The sequence below is a fragment of the Klebsiella sp. 2680 genome (genome assembly GCF_900198535.1).
Taxonomy (GTDB): Bacteria; Pseudomonadota; Gammaproteobacteria; order Enterobacterales; family Enterobacteriaceae; genus Klebsiella; species Klebsiella indica.
This window is the reverse complement of record NZ_FZNJ01000002.1, coordinates 445716-465902: the sequence shown is the minus strand read 5'-3', so window position 1 is coordinate 465902 and position 20187 is coordinate 445716. Positions and strand designations below refer to the sequence as shown.

Below are 20187 nucleotides of genomic sequence, written 5' to 3'. Positions count from 1 at the left end.
AAACCGATTTTTGCCACTGCATCAGGCGTTCGCCAAAACCACGCTAAAAAAGACATTTCCCCCTGGCAACGAGTCTGCTTAAAAATCCAGATAACGCATTTAACGGACCAGTATTACTTATACCGGCCTATTTCACTACGCACATCGGGCACTGCGACACCGGTTCCGGGTGAATCTCCGCCTCCAGATGAAAAACCTCACGCAACATCTCCGGCGTAAGCACCGTCTCCGGCGACCCCTGAGCCTGAATGCGTCCTCCTTCCAGCACAATCAGATGATCACAATAGCGGCTGGCCTGGTTAAGATCGTGCAGTACGGTGACCACGGTTTTTCCCAGCATTTGCAGCTCGCGCATCAGCTTCATCAATTCCACCTGATGATTGATATCCAGCCAGGTCGTCGGTTCGTCGAGCAACACCAGCGGCGTATCCTGCGCCAGCAGTAACGCCAGAAAAGCCCGCTGCCGCTGGCCGCCGGAAAGGGCGCTTAGCGGCTGCTCCGCCAGTGAAGCGACGCCGGTTCGCATCAGCGCGTCCTCGACTCTCTGGCGATCCTGCGCCGAAAACCGTCCCCATAGCGGCAGCCACGGGCTGCGGCCATAGCCGACCAGTTCGCGGACGGTCACGCCTTCCGGTACATGATGCTGTTGCGGCAGCAGCGCCAGTCGTCGCGCCAGTTGCCGCGTCGATATTCGGTTTAATGTCGTATTACCGAGCCAGATTTCACCCGCTGTCGGCGTCAAAAGACGAGAGAAGCACTTCAGTAAGGTGGATTTGCCACAGCCGTTTGGCCCCAGCAAGGCGGTGATTTTCCCGGCCGGTAGGGTCAGATTGAGATCGTTGATAATGCGCTTGCCGTTATAGCCAGCGGTCAGATTTTCCGTTCGCAGTTCCATTTAACGCATTCTCACAAGTAGCCAGATAAACCAGGGGGCGCCGATAATCGCGGTTAACACGCCAGCCGGTAGTTCCATCGGCGGCTGGAGGGTTCGCGCTAACAGATCGGCAAACAGCAGCAACAGTCCACCGGCCAGGGCCGAAACCGGTAATACATAGCGATGACGACCGCCGAAGAGACGGCGAACAAGGTGCGGCACCACGAGGCTGATAAAAGCAACAGGGCCGCAGACCGCGACGCTCACCGAAGCGAGAGCCACCGCCAGGGTTAAGCCGTAGCCGTTAAGCCAGCGCATATTAACGCCAAGCGTCCCGGCGCGGTCGCTGCCCAGTGCCGCCAGATCCAGATCGCGGTGGAGAGCGAAACTCAGAGGGAGCAACACGGCCAGCAGCGGCAGGGCGACGATGACGAACGAACCGTCTCTGGCCCACAGGCTGCCGGTCAGCCACAGCAGCGCGTTATTGATATCCTGGGGGCGTGACAATAAAAGGTAATCGGTTATGCTGGCCCAGCAGCTTGATAACGCCACACCGGTCAACGCCAGGCGCATGGGACGGGAAAACCCTGCCAGGAGACTCAGCACGCCCATCGCCGTCATTCCGCCGATAAAGGCCAGCAGCGGCAGCCACAGCAGGGATAACGCGGGCAAAAACCACAGAGCGCACACTGAGGCAAGGCTGGCGGCGTGATTAATGCCCAGAATATCCGGCGAGGCCAGCGGGTTACGCACGATTCCCTGTACCAGTACCCCGGAAACCGCCAGCGCGGCGCCGATACACAGCGCCAGGACAACGCGCGGCAGGCGATATTGCATCAGCACATAATGAGAATCACTACCGGGATACCATCCATCAAGCAGCGCCTGCCACGGCAGCGGCACCGCGCCCATTCGCAGGGACAGTACGGTTAACAGCGCCAGTATGAGCAGCAACAAAATAATGCGGCGGAGTCTCATCCGCGCCTCCTTGCCAGCCAGACGAAACAGGGAGCGCCGACCAGCGCCAGTACCGCGCCGGCAGGAAGCTCGCCCGGCCAGGCCAGCGCCCTGGCGAGAATATCTGCCAGCAGCATAAACAGCGCGCCGAGTATGGCGCTCATAGGCAGAAGCACTCGATGATCGTGGCCCGCCCAAAGTCGCGCCAGATGCGGGATCAGCAGGCCAATAAACGCGACTGGGCCGGCCACGCTGACGCAGCTACCGGTCAGCAATAACGTTGCGGCGTTGATGAACAGACGCAGGCGGAACAAATTTACCCCCAGTGAATGGGCGGTGTTATCGCCGACATTGAGCAGATTAAGCGCGTTAGACAGCAGCAATACGCCGGGAATAATCAGCGCTGTAAAGGGAAAAAGCTGCCAGAATTCGGCCCAGCGTACGTGGGAAACGCCGCCCGCTAGCCAGGTGAGAATTCCGTACGCGTGATCTTCCGCCAGTAACAGGGTGATGCGGGTCAGCGCCATACAGAGTGCCGAAAGGGCAATACCGGCGAGGATCAGCCGATGACGATCCAGTTCCTGACGCCAGCCGCCGCCGGCGGTCATCACCAGAAGCCAGCTTATTCCACCGCCGCAGGCGGCGATCAACGCCAGCGAATAACCTGCCAGCGGCGCCGGGCTGAAAGCGCTGGTCAGTGCCATCGCCAGCGCCGCGCCGCTATTAATACCCAGTAGCGAGGGCGATGCCAGCGGGTTATGCGTCAGGGTTTGCAGCAGCGAGCCTGATATCGCCAGGCTGGCGCCGAGCATCATCGCCACCAGGCTGCGGGGCAGACGCAGATTAAGCACTAACGCCTCCGCAAGGGGAGGCGTGTCAGGGGCGAGCAGCGCGTGAAGAGCGTTGAGCGGGGAGATGGGGATCGCCGCATAGCAGAACAGACTCAGCCAGAACAGGCCGGTTAGCGTCAGCAGCGGCAGCCCCCAGATAAAAAACGAACGATGGAACGGTCTCATGGCGTGCTATCGACCGCCTGATGGTGGACAATTTTTACCATGTCGCTGGCGATACGTTCGGCGGCAAAGATACCGCGCATCCGCGCCCAGCTGTTGCTGTCGACGGCGACAACCTGCTGATTTTGCTGCGCCTGCAACATGGACCAGAGCGGATCTTGCTGCCATTTTTTAACGATGCTTTCAGCGCGGTAATGCGCCACCAGCAGCCACTGGGGATTTATTGCCAGCAGTTGTTCGAGATTAATCGCCGTCATCGGCGTGCCGTTGATGGGCTGTGGAACCTTTAGCCCGAGCGCCGTCAGTACGCTGCCGGTATAGGTTTGCGCCGAGTGAAGATTAAATTGCTGTTCGCGCGACGTGCCAAACAGCACGCTGGCTCCGGCCGGTAACTGACGGGCAAACGCCGCCATTGTTTGCCGATGCTGTGCCAGACGCTGCTGCATCTGCGTATCTTTGCCGACGACTTTGCCGATAATGGCCGCTGATTGCAGATTTTCTGCATAGGTTTCATTGCGCGATTTTAACAGCAGTACCGGAGCAATTTGCCGCAGGGCGGGGTAAATGCCCGTATGACGACTGCTATCGGCGATGATCAGATCCGGGTGTAGCGCGCTGATTGCCTCCAGAGAGGGCTGAGCACGGGTGCCGACCGACTGCCAGGACTTCAGGCGCGCACGCACCTCCGGCAGAATCCGCGAGGGGTCGTTATCATCAGCGACGCCAGCCGGGCTAACGTTGACCGCCGCCAGCGCGTCGACAAAAGAGAATTCAAGCACCACGATCCGCTGCGGCGTTTTATCAAGGGTAAAAGTACCGTGCTCATCCTGCACGGTAACGGCAAATGCCGGGCCTGCCAGAAGCAACAGACTGAAAAGAAACCTGCGAGTAAGGGTAAACATAGTGAACTCCAGTGGGCGGACAGGGCGCTGACGCCGCTATCCGCCAAAAACAATCATCAGAACTTCATTGAGCCTTGCAGATACAGCGTGCGCGGCTGACCGGCGTAAAGGCCTTTATTGTTATCGTCGTATGAGCGGATGTAATACTCATGATCGAAGATATTTTTTACCCCCAGGGCAAGGTTGAGCCTGGCCATCTGCGGACCGAAATCGTAGGCGACGCGCGCGCCCCATAGCATATAGCCGGGAATACGCCCGGTACTGCCGTCGGCGCTCTCGGCAACGGTATTGGCGTTATCCGCAAACTGACTGGACTGGAAGTCGCTGTTAAGGTTAAACGTCCAGTTGCCGGGCTTATAATCGACGCCAAAGGTGCCTTTATGCTTCGGCGAGAAGGGAACCTGATTGCCATAGGTGTCGCCTTTCTCACGGATCACCGCATTGACGTACGCGTAGCTGGCGTAAACCGAAAGGTTATCCAGCGCGGGCGACAGCTCACCAAGATCGTAACGGGTTTGCGCCTCCAGGCCGCTATGGCGGGTTTTACCGCGGGCGGTAACCGTGTCATTGATCTGATTGGAGTCGTACTGATTGTTGAAGTTAATCAGGAACAGCCCCATTTCAGCGCTCAGCGCGCCGTCGTCGTAGCGGGTGCCGACCTCCCATGTGCGTGCTTTTTCCGGTTCCACATTGCCGCTTTGCACAGCCTTGCCAATTTGGCTGTACTGTACGGTGCCGAATGATCCTTCTGTGTTGGCATATAAATTCCAGCTGTCGGTGAGGTGATAAAGCACATTTAGAGCAGGAAGCGGCGCATTGTAGCTGACCTGCTCATGTGTGCCTTTCAGGTTGTTGTTCTGGTAAGACTCGATGTGCTCGAAGCGCATACCCGGCGTAATCGTCCAGTTGCCGATATCAATACGATCATCAATATACCAGGCGTGGGCCTCGGTGCCGGAACGGGTATCGCGATCGTACGGGCTGGCGGTGTCGGGCAGCACGCCGCTGGCGGTCGCGGTGTAATAACGCATCTCGTGGGTCGATTCGTTCACATAGCGGTAGCCAACGCCGATTTCATGAGCGGAGGGGCCGATCATAAAGCTCTGGCTATAGCGCGGTTCGATGCCGCGGACCCAATATTCGCGCGGCGAAAGGGTAATGTGCGAACCCTGTTGCAGGTAACCGCTACGCAGGGTATGGGTATAGAACCCCTGGATGTTAAATTTATGCTGGGCATCGGGCTGATATTGATAGCCGAGACTGGCAAGCTGGCGGCGCCCCCAGAAGCGATCGTAAGGCCGCGTGGACTGCCAGCGATCGGCATTGTAGTCGGCGCGGGAGAGACCGCCTGGCATATCGGCTTCGCCATCGTAGTATTGCAGCAGGCTGTTAAAGGTATGCACCTGATTGGGCGCATATTTGCTTTTCAGCATCACATCGTCAATACGCGTCGCGCTGTGTTCGCGCCAGTCGCTGCCACGGGTGCCTGAGTAGAGCAGGGCGGAGCCGAAGCCGTTATCCGCCGTGCCGCCAATCAGCAGGTTATGGGTTTCTTTCGGATTGTTTTGCGACGAGGTGGGGCTGAGTTGCCCCTCGACGCCGCCCGCAATACCAAAATCCTGCGGAATGGCGCGGGTAACGAAGTTCACCACGCCGCCGACGCTTTGCGGCCCGTAGCGCACCGCGCCGCCGCCGCGAACCACATCAATGGCATCCATATTGCCGAGGGACACCGGCGCCAGCGAAAGCTGCGGCTGGCCGTAGGGAGCAAAGGGAACCGGGATGCCGTCCATTAGCACCGTGGAGCGGCTGGCAAGGCGCGGGTTGAGTCCGCGAATACCGAAGTTCATGGCCAGATCGTGACTGCCGGTACCGTTATTTTCCGGGGCGTTAACGCCGGGAATACGGTTCAGGACCTCACGCATGGTTGTCGCGCCGGTTTTGGCGAAATCATCCCGACGAATAACATCGCGGGCGCCGGCGTGTTCAAAAACATCATTTTCACGCGCGTCGCCGAGCCAGTCACCCACCACGGTTAAGGTGGATTCTGCGCTGACAGGCGCGGGCTCAAGGGTCCAGACATTATTGCCCAAAGACTTGAGCTGCAGTCCGCTGCCGTTGAGCAGCGTGCGTAAGCCCTCTTCGGTTTCATAGCTGCCATGCAGGCCAGCGCTATGTTTGCCGCGTGTCAGACCGGCGTCGGCAGAGAGGGTAATACCGCTGCGGGCGGCATATTGGTTGAGTACGTTGTCTAAATCTCCGGCTGCAATATCAAACTGCGTGGCGGCAAAGGCCGACGCGGCAGTCAGCCCCACTAACGGCAGCAGGCTTAAACGGATTGCCATCACCAGAGGCATCGGTTTGCGTAAAACGCGTAAAGGTGTCATGACTTCTCCATGATCGTTTTTGGTTGTCTTCAATGAATAAGTCGAACGAGTGAGGGAAAAAGGACAACAGCGAATGAGAATTTTTTGTGTTTTTTTTCTCAGGCAGGCGTAAGCGTGACCCAGTAGCGGGTGATAAAGTGCAATTTTATCGGCATTGTTTGCGCGATAACCTTAAGAATTGCGTCGGGATCACTCAACGGGAAGGTACCGCTCAGGCGCAATCCGGCTACGGCGGGATCGCAACGCAGTACGCCGGAGCGGTAGCGGGAGACGGTGGCGATAACGTCGCTCAGCGGCGTATCACGAAAGGTCAGAATGCCCTGGATCCAGCTCCCTTCACCGTCCTTAAGCTTTGTCAGGGGGGCAAAGCGATCGCGGGTAAACCACAGGCTTTCACCGGCATTGACGCGTTGGGTGCGGCCAGAAGGTAACATCGCTTCAACGGCATGTTGCAGCACCATCAGTTGGGTTGCGTCGACAAACTGGCGCACCGTAAATTCGGTGCCGAGCGCCGTCAGTATCCCTTCACGTGTCTGTACCCGAAATGGCCGTCGCTGGCTATCGCTGGCGGTTTTGATAGCGATTTCGCCATAGCGCAGGTGGACCAGACGCTGGTGAGCGTCAAACCGGACATCCGCCGCGCTTTCGCTATTCAGCGTAAGCAGCGTTCCGTCGGCGAGCCGCTGCTGGTGAGGCAGACCTTTCGCCGTACGGTAATCGGCGCGTAGCCCTTCCGCCAGTTCAGAATCCCATAGCCGCCATCCGCCACCGGCAGCCAGTAACAGTAGCAACCCTTTCAGCACATGGCGGCGGGCGAGGCGGCTATCGTGAAGCGCCCGGCTGGCCAGGCCACCCGGCAATTGTCCCATTTGCTGACGCAGGTTTTCCACCTGTTGCCAGGCCCACTGATGATCGTTGTTTTGCTCATACCACTGCTGCCAGCGCGCTTCCTGCTGCGGACTCACGCAACCATCGCTCAGGACGGCGTACCAGTGAGAAGCGGAGCGCAATGCCTGGCGGCGGGAATCGGTCAGCGTCCGGTTCACAGGCCATTCTCCAGACGAAACAGCAGACAGTGTTCGGTGGCTTTAGCCATATATTTTTTAACCGAACTGACGGAGACCGACAGGCGTCTGGCTATTTCAGCGTAAGTCAGCCCTTCAAGCTGCGAGAGCAAAAAGGCTTCCCGCGCTTTGGCGTTCAGCCCGTCCAGCATGGCGTCAATCTGCTGTAAAAGCTCAAGCTGGCTTTGCCGCAGTTCAGGCGACGGGGCCAGCGCCTCCGGTAACTCAGAGAGCATCTCCAGCCATGTGCGCTCCAGCGCATGGCGGCGGTACAGGTCGATCATCACCCGTTTTGCGATGGTGCAAAGGAAGGACTTTGGATCGCGAATCGTGGTCAGCGAGTCGCTCCCCATGATCCGCACAAAGGTATCCTGCGCCACATCATCGGCGTCAAACGCGGATTGTAGCTTATGGGTAAGCCAGTTTTTCAGCCAACTGTGATTGTCGCTATACAGCGAAGCAAGCGTTAGCGGTGACGTCGTGGCGGAAGGCTGGGACATGGCCGGGTTCAGAACAATTCATCAATAGGTGTATGTTAATATGAGAATGTTTCTCATTTCAATTAAAACAGGCGCGCACTTAACACGATGTAGCGCGCTCTGTATGCTAAGTAATTGTTAAATATTGAATAGATTTTTGGTCAATACGCGACATTATATGCCTGTGTGGCGCCATACCAATAAAATTTATTCACGGCATTCCCCCGGCAATCATAATGTTGTATTTATAATGCATCTTATAAAGTCAGAAAGGGGATGCTGATGAACACAAGCGAACAAGCTGGACATACGTTTTTGGCCAGACTGGGGAAAACCCGTTTACGCCCTGGGGGAATAGAGGCAACAGAGTGGTTGTTTCAGCAGGCGGGCTTTACCGCGGAGAGTAAAGTCCTGGAGGTGGCCTGTAATATGGGCACCACCGCGATTGAGCTGGCGCAACGTTTTCGTTGCAGCGTCTACGCGATTGATATGGATAAAGAGGCGCTGGCGAAAGCCCGACAAAATATCGTCCGTGAGGGCGTGGATAATCGGGTTGTGGTGCTGGAGGCCAATGCTAATCGTTTGCCCTTTCCCGACGGTACGTTTGATGTGGTGATTAATGAGGCGATGCTTACCATGTACGCCGATAAAGCGAAGGAGAAGCTGGCGGCGGAATATTTCCGCGTGCTGAAACCCGGCGGTCGTTTATTGACTCATGATATTATGTATTCTCAGGATGCGCTCGATGACGAAACGCGTCTTCAGCTTCAGGGGGTCGTGAAATCTCACGTCAGCCCGTTAAGCGCCGCGGGCTGGCAGGCGATTTTCCAGCGGGCAGGCTTTGCTTCCGTGCGTTTTCATCATGGACCGATGTCGCTGATGTCGCCGCTGGGGTTAATTAAAGATGAAGGATATAAACAGGCGCTCAGGATTGCCTGCAATGGTTTGTTGAAACGAGAGAATCGTCCGAGATTTTTGTCTATGATGCGTTTTTTCCGGCGCCAGAAAAAACGCCTGAACTTTATTTCCTGCTGTTCGGTTAAAGGGCCGTAGATAAAAATCTGCAATAATGGTTGCGCTATGAATCGCTGCGCTGAAAATTAACTATCAGCAGCGATAAAATAAGTGGATTCTTATTTCAGACGTTATCTCGATAATTACATTGTTTAATGTGGCTGACGGCAGGGCGCGATAAATGAATAGCGTATTCAGGCCTACTGCGGATCCGCGCCTCGTTGCGTTTTATTTCGCGGCGCTAAGGTTTTGGTTAATGCGAACCGCCGCGGGGCAGGCGATCGCAGCGCCTGCCGTGGCGTCAGCCACCGGGGGTTTACGGCGACGGCGCATCGAAATTGAGGGCGTTACAGTAGAATGAATCATTAGCGTGATAATCATTTTTGAGGCTATTTTTTATTACTTATTTATTTGTATTTTACATTTTGTTACAACTGTGCGGGTATTGTGTTTTTTTATGCTGTCGCGGTTTTTTACTTGCCGGAATGAATTTATCAGGATTATTATTGTCTCAACTGTTACACGTACCGCCTAATGACAGATGAAGGGACTCGTTTTTTCCTTAAGCGTTACCTCATGTTCAGATGTTTACAGGAAAAAACATGTCTTGCGCTTTTAACAAAAGTTTACTCCACCCGCGTAACTGGGGGACCTGGTTTGGCCTGTCCATACTCTGGCTTATCGTTCAGTTACCTTATCCCATTTTGCACATTATCGGCAGCAGCGCCGGTCGGGCGTCACGACGTTTTCTCCGACGCCGGGAGCATATCGCCAGACGAAATCTCGAACTCTGCTTTCCGGATATGTCGTCGGCCGCCCGTGAGAAACTCATTGAACAGAACTTTATGTCGCTGGGAATGGGGCTTATTGAAACGGGAATGGCCTGGTTCTGGAGCGATGAGCGGGTCAGGAAATGGTTTGATGTTGAAGGCATGGCTAACCTTAATAATGCCCTGAACGCCGGAAAAGGCGTGATGGTGGTTGGCATACACTTTATGTCTCTTGAACTCGGTGGGCGTACGATGGGAATTTGTCGCCCTATGATGGCAACTTACCGTCCGCATAATAGCCCGCTGATGGAGTGGGTGCAGACGCGTGGTCGTTTACGTTCCAATAAAGCGATGATTGATCGCCGCAATTTGTCCGGCCTGGTACATGCGTTGAAATCTGGCGAAGCGGTGTGGTTCGCACCTGACCAGGACTACGGTCCGAAGGGAAGCGTTTTTGCGCCGTTCTTTTCGGTACAACAGGCGGCAACCACTAACGGCACCTATGTGCTGTCCCGCTTATCCGGCGCGAAAATGCTTACCATCAGTATGGTGCGCAAGGCGGATCGTAAAGGTTACAGTCTGCATATCAGCGACGTGATGAGTGATTATCCTGGCGAAGATAAGCAGGATGCGGCCAGCTATATCAATAAGGTTATTGAGAAAGAGATTCTGCGCGCGCCAGAGCAGTATTTGTGGGTTCACCGCCGCTTTAAGACCCGTCCGCTGGGGGAAGCTTCGCTCTATTAAGCGATCCGCACTTACAGCGCTTTCAAAATGATCCCTGTTGCGTTAACGTGCGCGGGATCATTTGTTGTTGTAAGCGAAGGAGTGCGTTGTGTTCGCTGAGTTTGGTGTGTTGAATTACCTGACCTATCTGGTTGGGGCTATCTTTATCATTCTTGTCCCCGGCCCAAATACCCTTTTTGTTCTGAAGACCGGCATCGCTCACGGCGTTAAAAAGGGCTATCTGGCCGCGGCAGGTGTGTTCTTTGGTGATGCGGTGCTGATGTTTCTGGCTTTTGCCGGTGTCGCGACGCTTATCAAAACCACTCCGGTGCTGTTCAATATTGTTCGTTATCTGGGGGCGATTTATCTGCTGTGGATGGGCGGTAAAATGCTCTATGCGGTGCTAACCCAGCGCGAGGGTCATTCGGCTTCTGGGTCGGAACCGGGGAGCGCTATCCTGAAACGTTCTCTGACGCTCAGCCTGACGAATCCGAAAGCCATTCTGTTTTATGTTTCATTTTTCGTTCAGTTTATTGACGTTAATGCCAGAACGCCTGGCCTGGCGTTCTTTATTCTGGCGCTGACGCTGGAAGTTATTAGCTTCTTCTATATGAGTTTTCTGATTCTTTCCGGCTCTTTTGTCACCCGCTACGTGAAAACGAAAAAGAAACTGGCGAAAATTGGCAACAGCCTGATTGGCCTTATTTTTGTTGGTTTCGCCGCCCGTCTGGCGACGCTCCAGTCGTAATCATCGTGCCGGTATGCGCGTGGCCGACCGTTCTTTGTTTGTAACAAACGCCTTCAGTTTTGATTGCATTGGTGTTACATATACAGCTGATTATCGCGCATAAAAGAAGGGAACCGGATGATTCTGCAGAAACTGACTCACAATAAAAACAGCAAGAAGTTCTTCTTGTCGATCGCCACGGTGTTTATTATCGCGCTGTTTGTCGTTGGTCGTGCGACCTTTGGTGGGGTGGTAAGTGAGTATAATATGCCGTACTCAGAGTGGACGACGTCAATGTTCTTCCTGCAGGGGGCGATGGTTATGGTCTACAGCCTCGTGTTCACGCTTTTATTCTCTATTCCGCTGGGATTTCTGTTTTTAGGTTCAGATCGTCAGGATTAAGCTCAGGCAACAAGGCGAACAGACGTTCGCCTTGTTATGTTTTCGCGTTATCTCCATCCTCTGTCATCACAATGATAGTGGGGCGGCGGCGGCCCGCGATGATAGCCTGGGTCGATAATACATCCCGATAACAGCGTGCAAAGCGCGAGAATCAGCGGCAACACAATCGGTTTTTTCATTCCTCACTTCTCCCGTTAAATCCGTCCGCCGGGGCCAGCCGGCGGAGTCGGCTGATGAAGTGACTATATTCTTTTAACCTATTGAGTAGATAAGATAATTCTGCAATATCCCGCCGATGAGGAAGCGATTATTCCTGGATTTACCACCAGCCAAATTGCGTGCCCGCGACGGCCACAATGGCGACGATGAGCATTATAAGGGTGCTTTTTTTCATTATGCTCCGCCCGGCGCTGCATAACCTCCAATAAAGAACCAGCCCAGAAAAATAACCGCGACGATAAAAATCACGACCGGAAATAGAATACCCAGTTTCATTATGGTGTCCCTGTAGATGCAAGTGAGGCGTCATATCATAGCGGATTTCGCGTTCAATTAGTCCAGGCAAGATGAAAAATTCGCTGACGATAAGACCGTTATTGTGCTAAAGCGTGCGGCGGGCGTGATGCGATTCGGGAATACGCCACAACCTTAAAGGGGAAGATCACGCCGTTAATGAAGCCGCTGGCAAGTCAGCGCAGCTTACTGACGGGACAATTTTTAAATCAATTATCTTATTTGGTGGGTTTAACCCTAAAAAAACCCCGCCGGGGGAGGCGGGGAAAAAACTCATTGATTATGGAATGATCTGTTCTCTGGTCAGTTCGAGAACAGGAGCTACTCTACGAGGTAAAAGTGTGGCTAAAATGGAGAAATCGTGAAGATTCAGGGCGAAAGGCCGTATCGAACAATGACAATGAAGGAGCCGAAATGAAGTGGATGATAGTGATGTTTCCTCTGGTACTTGCGGGATGTGCGCAACCTCAACCGACTCAGCCCGCTCATCCGCCAGGGATGGCTAATCCGGCTTCGGTGTATTGCGGGCAACAGGGGGGCGTTCTGGTCCCGGTTCAAAGCCCGCAGGGCGTACGTAGTGACTGCAAACTTCCCGGCGGCGAAACCATAGACGAATGGGCGCTCTGGCGTCGCGATCACCCGAAGAAGTCATAATTTTTATTTAAGCGCGGTCAGCCAGTCTGCCAGCACCCGGGCATGGTTTTGCCGGGTATTTTTCGCTGCATAGAGCAGCGTCAGCGGCTGCTGGCGGGCCAGTGCGACGAGGCGCAGGCCTTCATCGCGCTGGTCATCAAGCTCCTTGCGGTAGCATTGACTAAAGTGGGCGAAATCAATCGTCTCGCTGTGAAATGCCTTACGTAAGTCAGCGGACGGTGCGAGGGCTTTGCACCATTCATCATAATGCAGCGCCGCCTTTTTTATCCCGCGCGGCCACAGGCGGTCGACCAGAACGCGATAGCCGTCGCGCTCTTCCGCGGGATCATAAACGCGTTTACATTGAATCATTGTGATCCTCCCTTCGTACCCGTCAGACACGTCATTGTGTATTCGTGAAGCCGGGAAGCGGCGCCTGAATCTGTTCGCTAACGCTGTCATTGTAGAGCAGATAGTGTCTGTACGTCATACCATAACGCCTGTGAGATGACATTGTACGTCTTCAGCCGTTTTAGGAAATAAGGATTGTGTTCGGCCGCCGGGATCGTTAATCTGAGGTTCCTTGTGTTGTCTGATAATCGCTGTAACATAAGGAACCTGCTATGAACTCTCTCTTGCGTATCGCCCTGGTTGGTGATTACAACCCCGATGCCCTCGCTCACAAAGCGATTCCCCTGGCAATTGACGATGCCGCCGCCGTGCTGGATCTACCGTTGCGCTATGACTGGCTGGCAACCCGTGAGATAAACTCCGCCGATATGCTTGCCCACTATGATGCTATCTGGGCGGTTCCCGGCAGTCCTTATAAAAATACCGAAGGCGCGTTTATCGCCATTCGTCACGCGCGTGAAAACGGTGTGCCGTTCCTCGGTACCTGTGGCGGATTTCAGCATGCGATTATTGAATACGCGCGCAATGTCCTGGGCTGGCGGGATGCCGCGCATGCGGAGACCGATACCGAAGGACGAATGGTGATTGCACCGCTAAGTTGCTCACTGGTGGAAAAGTCGGACACAATTGAACTGCGCGCCAGTACGCTTATCGCCAGAGCCTATGGTCGTGACAGTATTGAAGAGGGATATCACTGTAGTTACGGGATTGCCGATGCGTTTGCCCGGGAGCTGGAGCAGGGCGATCTGCGGGTGACCGGCTGGGATGATGAAGGCGAGATCCGGGCGGTGGAACTGGTGACACATCCGTTCTTCGTCGCCACGCTATTCCAGCATGAACGCAATGCACTGGAAGGGCGGCCCGCACCATTGGTACAGGCGTTCTTACGCGCGGCAAATCAATGAGCACGCGCCCGGCAGTGAAGATAGCCGGGCGTGGGCAGTGTCAGCCGTGAATTTCTCGATTGCGTCCGGCCAGGGCGCCAGACACGGCCATCACGACGGACATCATCGCCACGGCGATCAGCGGAATATGCCAGTCGCCGTTGGCATCATGTATTTTCCCCATTATCGGCGGACCACAAGCGGCCAGCAGATAACCAACGGTTTGCGCCATTCCTGACAGCGCCGCCGCCTGGTGTGCTGAGCTGGCGCGCAGGCCGATAAAGGTCAGCCCCAGAATCATGGTCGCACCGGAACCAAAGCCGAAGATAATCGCCCACACGGCCGCCTGGGCGGGGAAAAACCACAGAGCAAGCGAGCTGGCTGTGCACATCAGGGCCGTCAGAACGGCAATGCCGCGCTGATCTTGCAAACGATGAAGCAGTAACGGGATGACCAGTCCTGGTGCGGCGGTGGCCAACTGGAGCAATCCGTGTAGCGAACCCGCCTGCGTTTCACTGTAGCCGATGCTTTGCAGAATGGCGGGGAGCCAGCCGATGATGATGTAATAGACCAGCGAATTAATCCCGAGAAAAAGCGTTACCTGCCAGGCCAGCGCCGAGCGCCAGATACCGCGACTGTGCATCGCGCCTGACCCCGTCAGAGTCGCGGGAACCTGGCGACGTGATTGCGGCAGCCAGACAAACAGCGCCAGTAAGGGGAAAACCATTAACATCAACAACGCGCCATGCCAGCCCATTCCGGTAAGCGCCAGTGGCACCACCATTGCCGACCCCAGCGCCGCCGCAGCGCCCATGGTCAGGGAGTATGCGCCGGTCATTCTGGCAATGTGCCGGGCGAAGTCTCGTTTGATCAGTCCCGGAAGCAGGACGTTGCCAAGGGCAATGCCGCACCCGATTATCGCGGTGCCGAAAAACAGTAGCGCAACGGAGGGCAGGGAGCGCAATCCGATCCCGAGGCAAATCAGAATCATTGCCAACAACAGGCTGCGCTCCATACCGAAACGGCGTGCAATGCCCGCAGCCAACGGGGAAACCAGACCAAAGGCCAGCAACGGCAGGGTGGTCAGTAAACCGGTTTGCGCCGTAGTCAGGCCATATTCACCGCGAATGGCATCCAGTAATGGCGCGGCGCCGGTAAATGCCACGCGTAAAGTCGTCGCAATAAGCAGTATGCCGACAATGAATAAAAAAGGGGGGCGTTCGGCAGCAGGTGAAACAAAATTCATGGCTATCTCAGACAAGGAAACGGGGCTTAACAATAGCGTGTTTGCCACCTGTTTGAATCAAGCTAAAATGACAGATTATCGCTAAAATCGGACAATTTTATGATCGGACTCGGTCTTGATGGCTACGATCCGGATAGCGATCGTGATGCGGCGCTGGCTTTTCGCATCCAGGTCGTTGCCGACGAGCAGTACATTCCACGCCATCATCATCGCAAAGGGCAACTGATTCTTGCGCTACGCGGGGCGCTAACCTGCGAGGTGGAGAATGCGATGTGGATGGTTCCGCCGCAGTATGCGGTATGGGTGCCGGGTCAGGTGCCACACAGTAACCGCGCGACACCGCAGGCGCAGATCTGTTTTTTGTTTATTGAACCTGATGCCGCGCCGATGCCGCGGCGCTGCTGCACGTTAAAGATTTCACCGCTGGTTCGTGAGCTTATCCTCGCGATGGCCCAACGTGGCAGGGCCGGGGCGGATAAGCCGGAGACAGCGAGGCTGGTGCAGGTACTGTTCGACGAACTACCGCAGCAGCCGCAGGAGCATCTTCAGCTACCGGTATCCGGGCACCCTAAAATTCATCAAATGGCGGAAATGATAGCCGCCGAGCCGGCACGCTGGAAAACGCTGACGCAATGGGCGGAGGCATTCGCCATGAGTGAGCGTAATCTGGCGCGGCTGGTGGTGCGTGAGACGGGGCTGAATTTTCGCCGCTGGCGGCATCAGCTACAGTTAATCCTCTCTTTGCAGATGCTGATCCGCGGTCTGTCGGTGCAACAGACGGCCCAGAACCTGGGCTATGACTCCACGACCGCTTTTATCACGATGTTTAAAAAGGGGCTGGGACAGACGCCAGGACGCTATCTTGCCAGTCTGACTACGCCTTACCAATAAACAGGGAGACGATCCCCGCGGCGATTAGCGGCCCGACCGGGACCCCGCGGAAGAGGGCGACGCCGAGCACGGTGCCGATCAGCAATCCGGCAACCAACTGCGGCTGTGAGCCCATCAGGGCGACGCCTCGACCGCCCAGCCAGGATACAAATACGCCCACGGCAATCGCCAGTAGCGATTTCCAGTTAACGAATGAATGGAGCAGCGTTGAGGGCAGCAGCGTCCCGCTGGCGATAGGGGCCATCACGCCAATGGTGAGGATAATAATACCGATGGTCAGCCCCTGCTTTTCTATCCATGGAAAGAACGCGTTCAGCGGTGTAACGCGAATGATAATTAAAACCAGGATTGAAATAGCGACGGTGGTGTTATGGCTAATAAAGCCGAGCGCTGCGAGGCCCAGCAGAATGAGCAGGGTAGTATCGAACATGTGCAGAGGTCCTTGCCAAAATATCAAAAGAGAAGCCTGTTTACTTTACGCATAATCGCGTGAGTAAACAGGCTTTTTTACCGTATGTTCGCTATTTCTGGGCCCGTGCCTTGTGTTTCCCCGAGGCGGAGCTTGCGGGTATTAACGTCGGGAGAGTCACCTTGACCTCAGGCCACTGTTTCCGGGCCGAAAAGGTTTCAGTCCTGGCGGCGAAATACGGCCAGTTCCGGACGCGCAATCCGTAAATAGTCGTCAGTATCAAGAATAATCGACGTATCGAGTCTGCCCGCGTTAAAGGCGATTTCTGGGAAACGCTCAAACAGCAGCGGGTCGGCAACCAGCCGCAACGCCGGGTGGAAACTAAAGGGGGGGATCGCGCCAAATTCACAGGCGGTCAGCGTTTCCACCTCTGCCGGGCTGGCCAGCGAGGCTTTGCTGCCGCCAATATATTCGGCCAGACGGGCTAAATCCGCCTGCCGATCGGCGGCGAGGATAGCCAGTACGTGCTGGTTCACACCGTGACCTTTAACTTTGCATACCAGCGCTTTCGCCCCCTGGCCCAGAGCGGTACCGCGGATCGCCGACACGGCCTCGCATTTGCCGACAGCATCATGCTTCATGAGCCGGTAGCGCGCATGGTGTACGTCAAGCAGATTGAGCAACTGCTGGTGGGGGTTCTGTCTTACCGATCCGTTCATATCGACCTTTATCTTGTACATAAAGCTGTGAGTGTAATCCTCTCCGCAACGGATGAAAACCGGCGATGGCGTGTCGCATCCGGAAGCTGATTCATTAATTCTGGTGGTGCGTGGAGAATCAGGATTGAGAACGGAAATAATGCATATTGCGGAACAAAATGGTTAAACGTTTATAACCGCGTTGGTAAGGGCAAGTGATGGGCCAACGCACATGAACGCGATATATGCAATCAAGAAGTATATATTCCAGGCATATTTTCCCCCTGTGCAGAAGGGGGATTGCCTTTATATCTTCCACATTAACTCCACATTTAATGCGTTTTTTCTTCAATAAGATATGCTGGAATAAAAAAACATATTACTATCCTGCCAGTATCAAACGCTCAACGATTTTACTTATCGCGAGAACTTTTTTTGTTTTTATTAGTCATTAGGATGGCTAATATCGATGCTATTGATGTGGTTACGAGGTTATGATGACGGAGAAGGTAGCGGTGCAGGTATCCCCCAGAAAGTTCCAAAAAATAAGGGAGTTGAACAGACGCCGTAACTATTTTACCAAGAGAGTCCGTAGCGCGGTTCGGATTCATCTCGCGAAGGCGTTCTGGGATAGCCGCACGCGGCATGAGGTTGATTTATCGTCAGCGAAAACCGTGTTGCTGATGCGTAATGAAGGCGCTTTAGGCGATGTGGTCGTCGATTCCGCGCTGGTTAAATGCCTGCATGAAGCGGGAATGACCGTTGACTTTCTGTTGACGAAGTCGAACAGTCAGGTGATGCGGCATAACCCGCGAATTCGCCATATTTACGAAGCTGACAATGTCAGCTCAGCGGATTTTTTGCGTAAATTCACCCATAACGTGCCTAAGTCCATTATTAATGAGCTTGCGAATAATAAGTACGATATAGTTATTGACCCGTCATTGTTTGATATCCCGGTACACAGGATGTTGCTGTTACGGCAGATAAATGCTAAATCGGTACTGGGGTTTAATAAATGGCCATCAATTAATCACTATTCAAAGTCTTTTGATTTTGATTGCGAAAAATTGCACGTCAGTAAGACATTTGATCTTATCGCCGACTATCTGAAGCTGGATAAAAAACATCTCGCGTCTTATGATCTGCATATTCCACAGGATGTGTATCAGGAAGTGGGCGACTACATGGCGGGCCGGGAAGGGCGCAAGGTGGTGATTAATATTTTTGCCGGCAATCAGGATCGCAGTATGTCGCAGGAGCAACTGGCAACGCTTATCGCCAGACTGCGTACAGACTATCCTGATGTCAATATTATCTTGCTCGATCACCGTAATGAAATTCGCATTCCCTTAGCGGAAAAAGTGAGCGTTAATCCGTTTAAAACGCTACACCATTGCATGGCGTTAATTGCGCAAGCGGATTTGGTTATTTCGCCGGATACGTCGGTGGTACATATGGCGGCGGCATGGAAAAAACCGTTAGTCGCAGTCTATAAAGATGTGCTTTTAAATAATCGGCTGTGGGCGCCAGGATACGATAACGCGCGACAAATTATTGTTAAATGCGGCAAAGTGCATCAGATGGACAACCTGCCGGATCTCATTATGTCAGCGATTGATCCTGATCTGCTGCAATAGGCGCGGCTGGATAAAGTCAGCGTAAAAAACAGCCAGCGAAGCAGGATGCTGGCTGTTTTGCGAAGGTTAACTGTCTGCTTTCGATGCCTGCCTGTGAAACAGTTCGCGGAACACCGGGTAGATATCTTCCGGGTCGCGAATATGCTGCATGGCAAAATTATCAAATGTTGCCTGCAGGTGTTCGTACTCGCGCCACAGCGTCTGATGCGCCCGACGGGTGATCTCGATATAGCTGTAGTAACGCACGATTGGCAGGATTTTCTTCGCCAGCAGTTCGTGGCACAACGGCGAGTCGTCCGCCCAGTTATCACCATCCGATGCCTGTGCGGCGTAGATATTCCACTGCGCAGGGTCGTAGCGCTCTTTGACCACTTCATCCATTAATTTCAGGGCGCTGGAGACAATCGTGCCGCCGGTTTCCTGGGAATAAAAGAATTCGTGCTCATCAACCTCCTTGGCCTGGGTATGGTGGCGAATATAGACCACTTCAACGTTTTTATAAGTCCGGCTGAGGAACAGATAGAGCAGGATGTAAAACCGTTTGGCCATATCCTTCGTTGCCTGGTCCATAGAGCCGGAAACGTCCATCAGGCAAAACATCACCGCCTGGCTTGAGGGTTCTGGCCGCTTTTCATAGTTCCGGTAACGCAGATCGAACGTATCAATAAACGGTACGCGCTCGATTTTTGCCCGTAACTCTGCGATTTCTCTACGTAGCCGTTCCTCTTCCAGCAGTTGTGCGGGTTCGCTTTTGCTGATGATATCCAGTTCGTTTTCCAGCGTATGCAGTTCACGACGTTTACTGGCCGTCATGGCGGTACGTCGCGCCAGCGAGTTTTGCAGCGAGCGAACGATGCTGATATTGGCCGGCACGCCATTGGCGGTGTAGCCTGCGCGATGGGTTTTAAACTCCGTCAACTGCCGCTGCTGGTTTTTCTTCAGATTTGGCAGCGCAAGATCTTCAAACAGCAGATCAAGGTATTCGTCTTTCGAAATCTGAAAGACAAATTCATCTTGCCCTTCGCCATCGGCGCTGGCTTGTCCCTGGCCGCCGCCACCTCCGCCACCGCCACCCTGTGGCCGTTCAATTCGGTCATTCTGGACAAAGTGATCGTTGCCGGGGTGTACGCGGTTGCGAAGTCCGCCGCGACCCTGATGAAACATCGGTTCGTTAATATCGTCCGTTGGAATGGAGACGGACTCTCCGCTCTGAATATCGGTCACCGAGCGTTTATTGATGGCCTCGGAGATCGACTGTTTTATCTGCGCTTTGTAACGGCGCAAAAAACGCTGCCGGTTGACGGCGCTTTTGTTTTTCCCGTTCAGGCGTCGGTCTATGAACCAGGTCATATGCCCTCCTGTACTGCATTTGCCAACGATACCCGTCCTGTTTTATTGAGGGGTTATACCGTCATACTTCACGTTGCCTGCGCGTTGGCCTTCACTCGGCCCCTTCCTGAGCCTTGCCCCGCGGGGCCAGCGTAAGCGCCGTTCAACACGGTTAGCCGTGTTGTCCTGTAACGTGAAAGAGTCAGGGTATATGCCCT

23 protein-coding genes are annotated in these 20187 nt (G+C 54.4%); 8 read left to right on the top strand and 15 right to left on the bottom strand.

Annotated features, from left to right (window positions below; all coding sequences use genetic code 11):
• Positions 1-127 precede the first annotated feature (127 nt).
• From fecE to fecI, 7 genes are all read right to left on the bottom strand, one after another.
• Entirely contained in the window at positions 128-895 is a 768-nt protein-coding gene (fecE, locus tag FN037_RS09590) for a Fe(3+) dicitrate ABC transporter ATP-binding protein FecE (protein WP_142502100.1), read from the bottom strand.
• Complete coding sequence (gene fecD / locus FN037_RS09585) at positions 896-1852, bottom strand: Fe(3+) dicitrate ABC transporter permease subunit FecD (protein WP_142502099.1); 957 nt, start codon at positions 1850-1852, stop codon at positions 896-898.
• The gene (gene fecC, locus FN037_RS09580; RefSeq protein WP_138361242.1) at positions 1849-2847 is read right to left on the bottom strand and encodes an iron-dicitrate ABC transporter permease FecC; all 999 of its coding nucleotides are present in this window, start codon (positions 2845-2847) and stop codon (positions 1849-1851) included. Before fecC ends, fecD begins: the two co-directional genes overlap by 4 nt.
• A complete protein-coding gene (locus tag FN037_RS09575; RefSeq protein WP_142502098.1) occupies positions 2844-3746 on the bottom strand; it encodes a Fe(3+) dicitrate ABC transporter substrate-binding protein FecB in 903 nt (300 codons plus the stop codon). The genes fecC and FN037_RS09575 overlap by 4 nt, the downstream gene beginning before the upstream one ends.
• A 56-nt stretch (positions 3747-3802) precedes the next feature.
• The gene (fecA, locus tag FN037_RS09570; protein ID WP_142502097.1) at positions 3803-6133 is read right to left on the bottom strand and encodes a TonB-dependent Fe(3+) dicitrate receptor FecA; all 2331 of its coding nucleotides are present in this window, start codon (positions 6131-6133) and stop codon (positions 3803-3805) included.
• 98 nt (positions 6134-6231) lie between these two features.
• Positions 6232-7179 carry a ferric citrate uptake sigma factor regulator FecR gene (gene fecR / locus FN037_RS09565; RefSeq protein ID WP_142502096.1) on the bottom strand — a complete coding sequence of 316 codons (948 nt, stop codon included), beginning with the start codon at positions 7177-7179 and terminating at the stop codon, positions 6232-6234.
• Entirely contained in the window at positions 7176-7697 is a 522-nt protein-coding gene (gene fecI, locus FN037_RS09560; RefSeq protein WP_142502095.1) for a ferric citrate uptake sigma factor FecI, read from the bottom strand. The genes fecR and fecI overlap by 4 nt, the downstream gene beginning before the upstream one ends.
• Before the next feature lie 261 nt (positions 7698-7958).
• Between fecI and FN037_RS09555 the strand changes: the two genes are divergently transcribed.
• From FN037_RS09555 to FN037_RS09540, 4 genes are all read left to right on the top strand, one after another.
• Complete coding sequence (locus FN037_RS09555; protein WP_142502094.1) at positions 7959-8729, top strand: class I SAM-dependent methyltransferase; 771 nt, start codon at positions 7959-7961, stop codon at positions 8727-8729.
• A 563-nt stretch (positions 8730-9292) separates the two neighbouring features.
• Entirely contained in the window at positions 9293-10207 is a 915-nt protein-coding gene (gene lpxP / locus FN037_RS09550; protein WP_142502093.1) for a kdo(2)-lipid IV(A) palmitoleoyltransferase, read from the top strand.
• An 88-nt stretch (positions 10208-10295) separates the two neighbouring features.
• Entirely contained in the window at positions 10296-10934 is a 639-nt protein-coding gene (gene leuE, locus FN037_RS09545; RefSeq protein WP_138361249.1) for a leucine efflux protein LeuE, read from the top strand.
• A gap of 117 nt (positions 10935-11051) precedes the next feature.
• Positions 11052-11315, top strand: coding sequence for a DUF2534 family protein (locus FN037_RS09540; protein WP_138361250.1), 264 nt, complete (start codon positions 11052-11054; stop codon positions 11313-11315).
• Between the two features lie 47 nt (positions 11316-11362).
• Here FN037_RS09540 and FN037_RS24590 read toward each other — a convergent pair whose 3' ends face one another.
• The 3 genes from FN037_RS24590 to FN037_RS09530 all read right to left on the bottom strand — a co-directional run bounded on the left by FN037_RS24590 (position 11363) and on the right by FN037_RS09530 (position 11810).
• Positions 11363-11494: a hypothetical protein gene (locus FN037_RS24590; RefSeq protein WP_241675628.1), complete on the bottom strand. Its 132-nt coding sequence runs from the start codon at positions 11492-11494 to the stop codon at positions 11363-11365.
• Positions 11495-11634: 140 nt separating this feature from the next.
• Complete coding sequence (gene yoaJ / locus FN037_RS24755) at positions 11635-11709, bottom strand: protein YoaJ (protein WP_138361311.1); 75 nt, start codon at positions 11707-11709, stop codon at positions 11635-11637.
• Entirely contained in the window at positions 11709-11810 is a 102-nt protein-coding gene (locus tag FN037_RS09530; RefSeq protein WP_138361251.1) for a YoaK family small membrane protein, read from the bottom strand. Before FN037_RS09530 ends, yoaJ begins: the two co-directional genes overlap by 1 nt.
• 432 nt (positions 11811-12242) lie before the next feature.
• On the opposite strand from FN037_RS09530, the gene FN037_RS09525 reads away from it, so the two are divergent.
• Complete coding sequence (locus tag FN037_RS09525; protein WP_138361252.1) at positions 12243-12482, top strand: DUF333 domain-containing protein; 240 nt, start codon at positions 12243-12245, stop codon at positions 12480-12482.
• Positions 12483-12485: 3 nt separating this feature from the next.
• Here the strand turns inward: FN037_RS09525 and FN037_RS09520 are convergent, their stop codons facing one another.
• Entirely contained in the window at positions 12486-12833 is a 348-nt protein-coding gene (locus FN037_RS09520) for a DUF488 domain-containing protein (protein WP_138361253.1), read from the bottom strand.
• A 251-nt stretch (positions 12834-13084) separates the two neighbouring features.
• On the opposite strand from FN037_RS09520, the gene FN037_RS09515 reads away from it, so the two are divergent.
• On the top strand, positions 13085-13777 hold the full coding sequence (locus FN037_RS09515; protein WP_142502092.1) for a CTP synthase: 693 nt from the start codon (positions 13085-13087) through the stop codon (positions 13775-13777).
• A gap of 40 nt (positions 13778-13817) precedes the next feature.
• Here the strand turns inward: FN037_RS09515 and FN037_RS09510 are convergent, their stop codons facing one another.
• On the bottom strand, positions 13818-15002 hold the full coding sequence (locus FN037_RS09510; protein WP_142502091.1) for a CynX/NimT family MFS transporter: 1185 nt from the start codon (positions 15000-15002) through the stop codon (positions 13818-13820).
• A 99-nt stretch (positions 15003-15101) separates the two neighbouring features.
• Between FN037_RS09510 and FN037_RS09505 the strand changes: the two genes are divergently transcribed.
• A complete protein-coding gene (locus tag FN037_RS09505; RefSeq protein ID WP_142502090.1) occupies positions 15102-15893 on the top strand; it encodes an AraC family transcriptional regulator in 792 nt (263 codons plus the stop codon).
• Here FN037_RS09505 and FN037_RS09500 read toward each other — a convergent pair.
• Together FN037_RS09500 and FN037_RS09495 are read right to left on the bottom strand one after the other, a co-directional pair.
• Positions 15877-16323: a DUF441 domain-containing protein gene (locus FN037_RS09500; RefSeq protein ID WP_142502089.1), complete on the bottom strand. Its 447-nt coding sequence runs from the start codon at positions 16321-16323 to the stop codon at positions 15877-15879. The two genes, FN037_RS09505 and FN037_RS09500, sit on opposite strands and share 17 nt — an antisense overlap.
• A gap of 197 nt (positions 16324-16520) precedes the next feature.
• On the bottom strand, positions 16521-17021 hold the full coding sequence (locus FN037_RS09495; protein ID WP_138361258.1) for a YbaK/prolyl-tRNA synthetase associated domain-containing protein: 501 nt from the start codon (positions 17019-17021) through the stop codon (positions 16521-16523).
• Between the two features lie 476 nt (positions 17022-17497).
• Here FN037_RS09495 and FN037_RS09490 point away from each other — a divergent pair, with 476 nt between their 5' ends.
• The gene (locus FN037_RS09490; protein ID WP_138361312.1) at positions 17498-18640 is read left to right on the top strand and encodes a glycosyltransferase family 9 protein; all 1143 of its coding nucleotides are present in this window, start codon (positions 17498-17500) and stop codon (positions 18638-18640) included.
• A 66-nt stretch (positions 18641-18706) separates the two neighbouring features.
• On the opposite strand, the gene FN037_RS09485 is transcribed toward FN037_RS09490, so the two are convergent.
• Complete coding sequence (locus FN037_RS09485) at positions 18707-19990, bottom strand: YeaH/YhbH family protein (protein ID WP_138361259.1); 1284 nt, start codon at positions 19988-19990, stop codon at positions 18707-18709.
• Between the last annotated feature and the right edge of the window lie 197 nt (positions 19991-20187).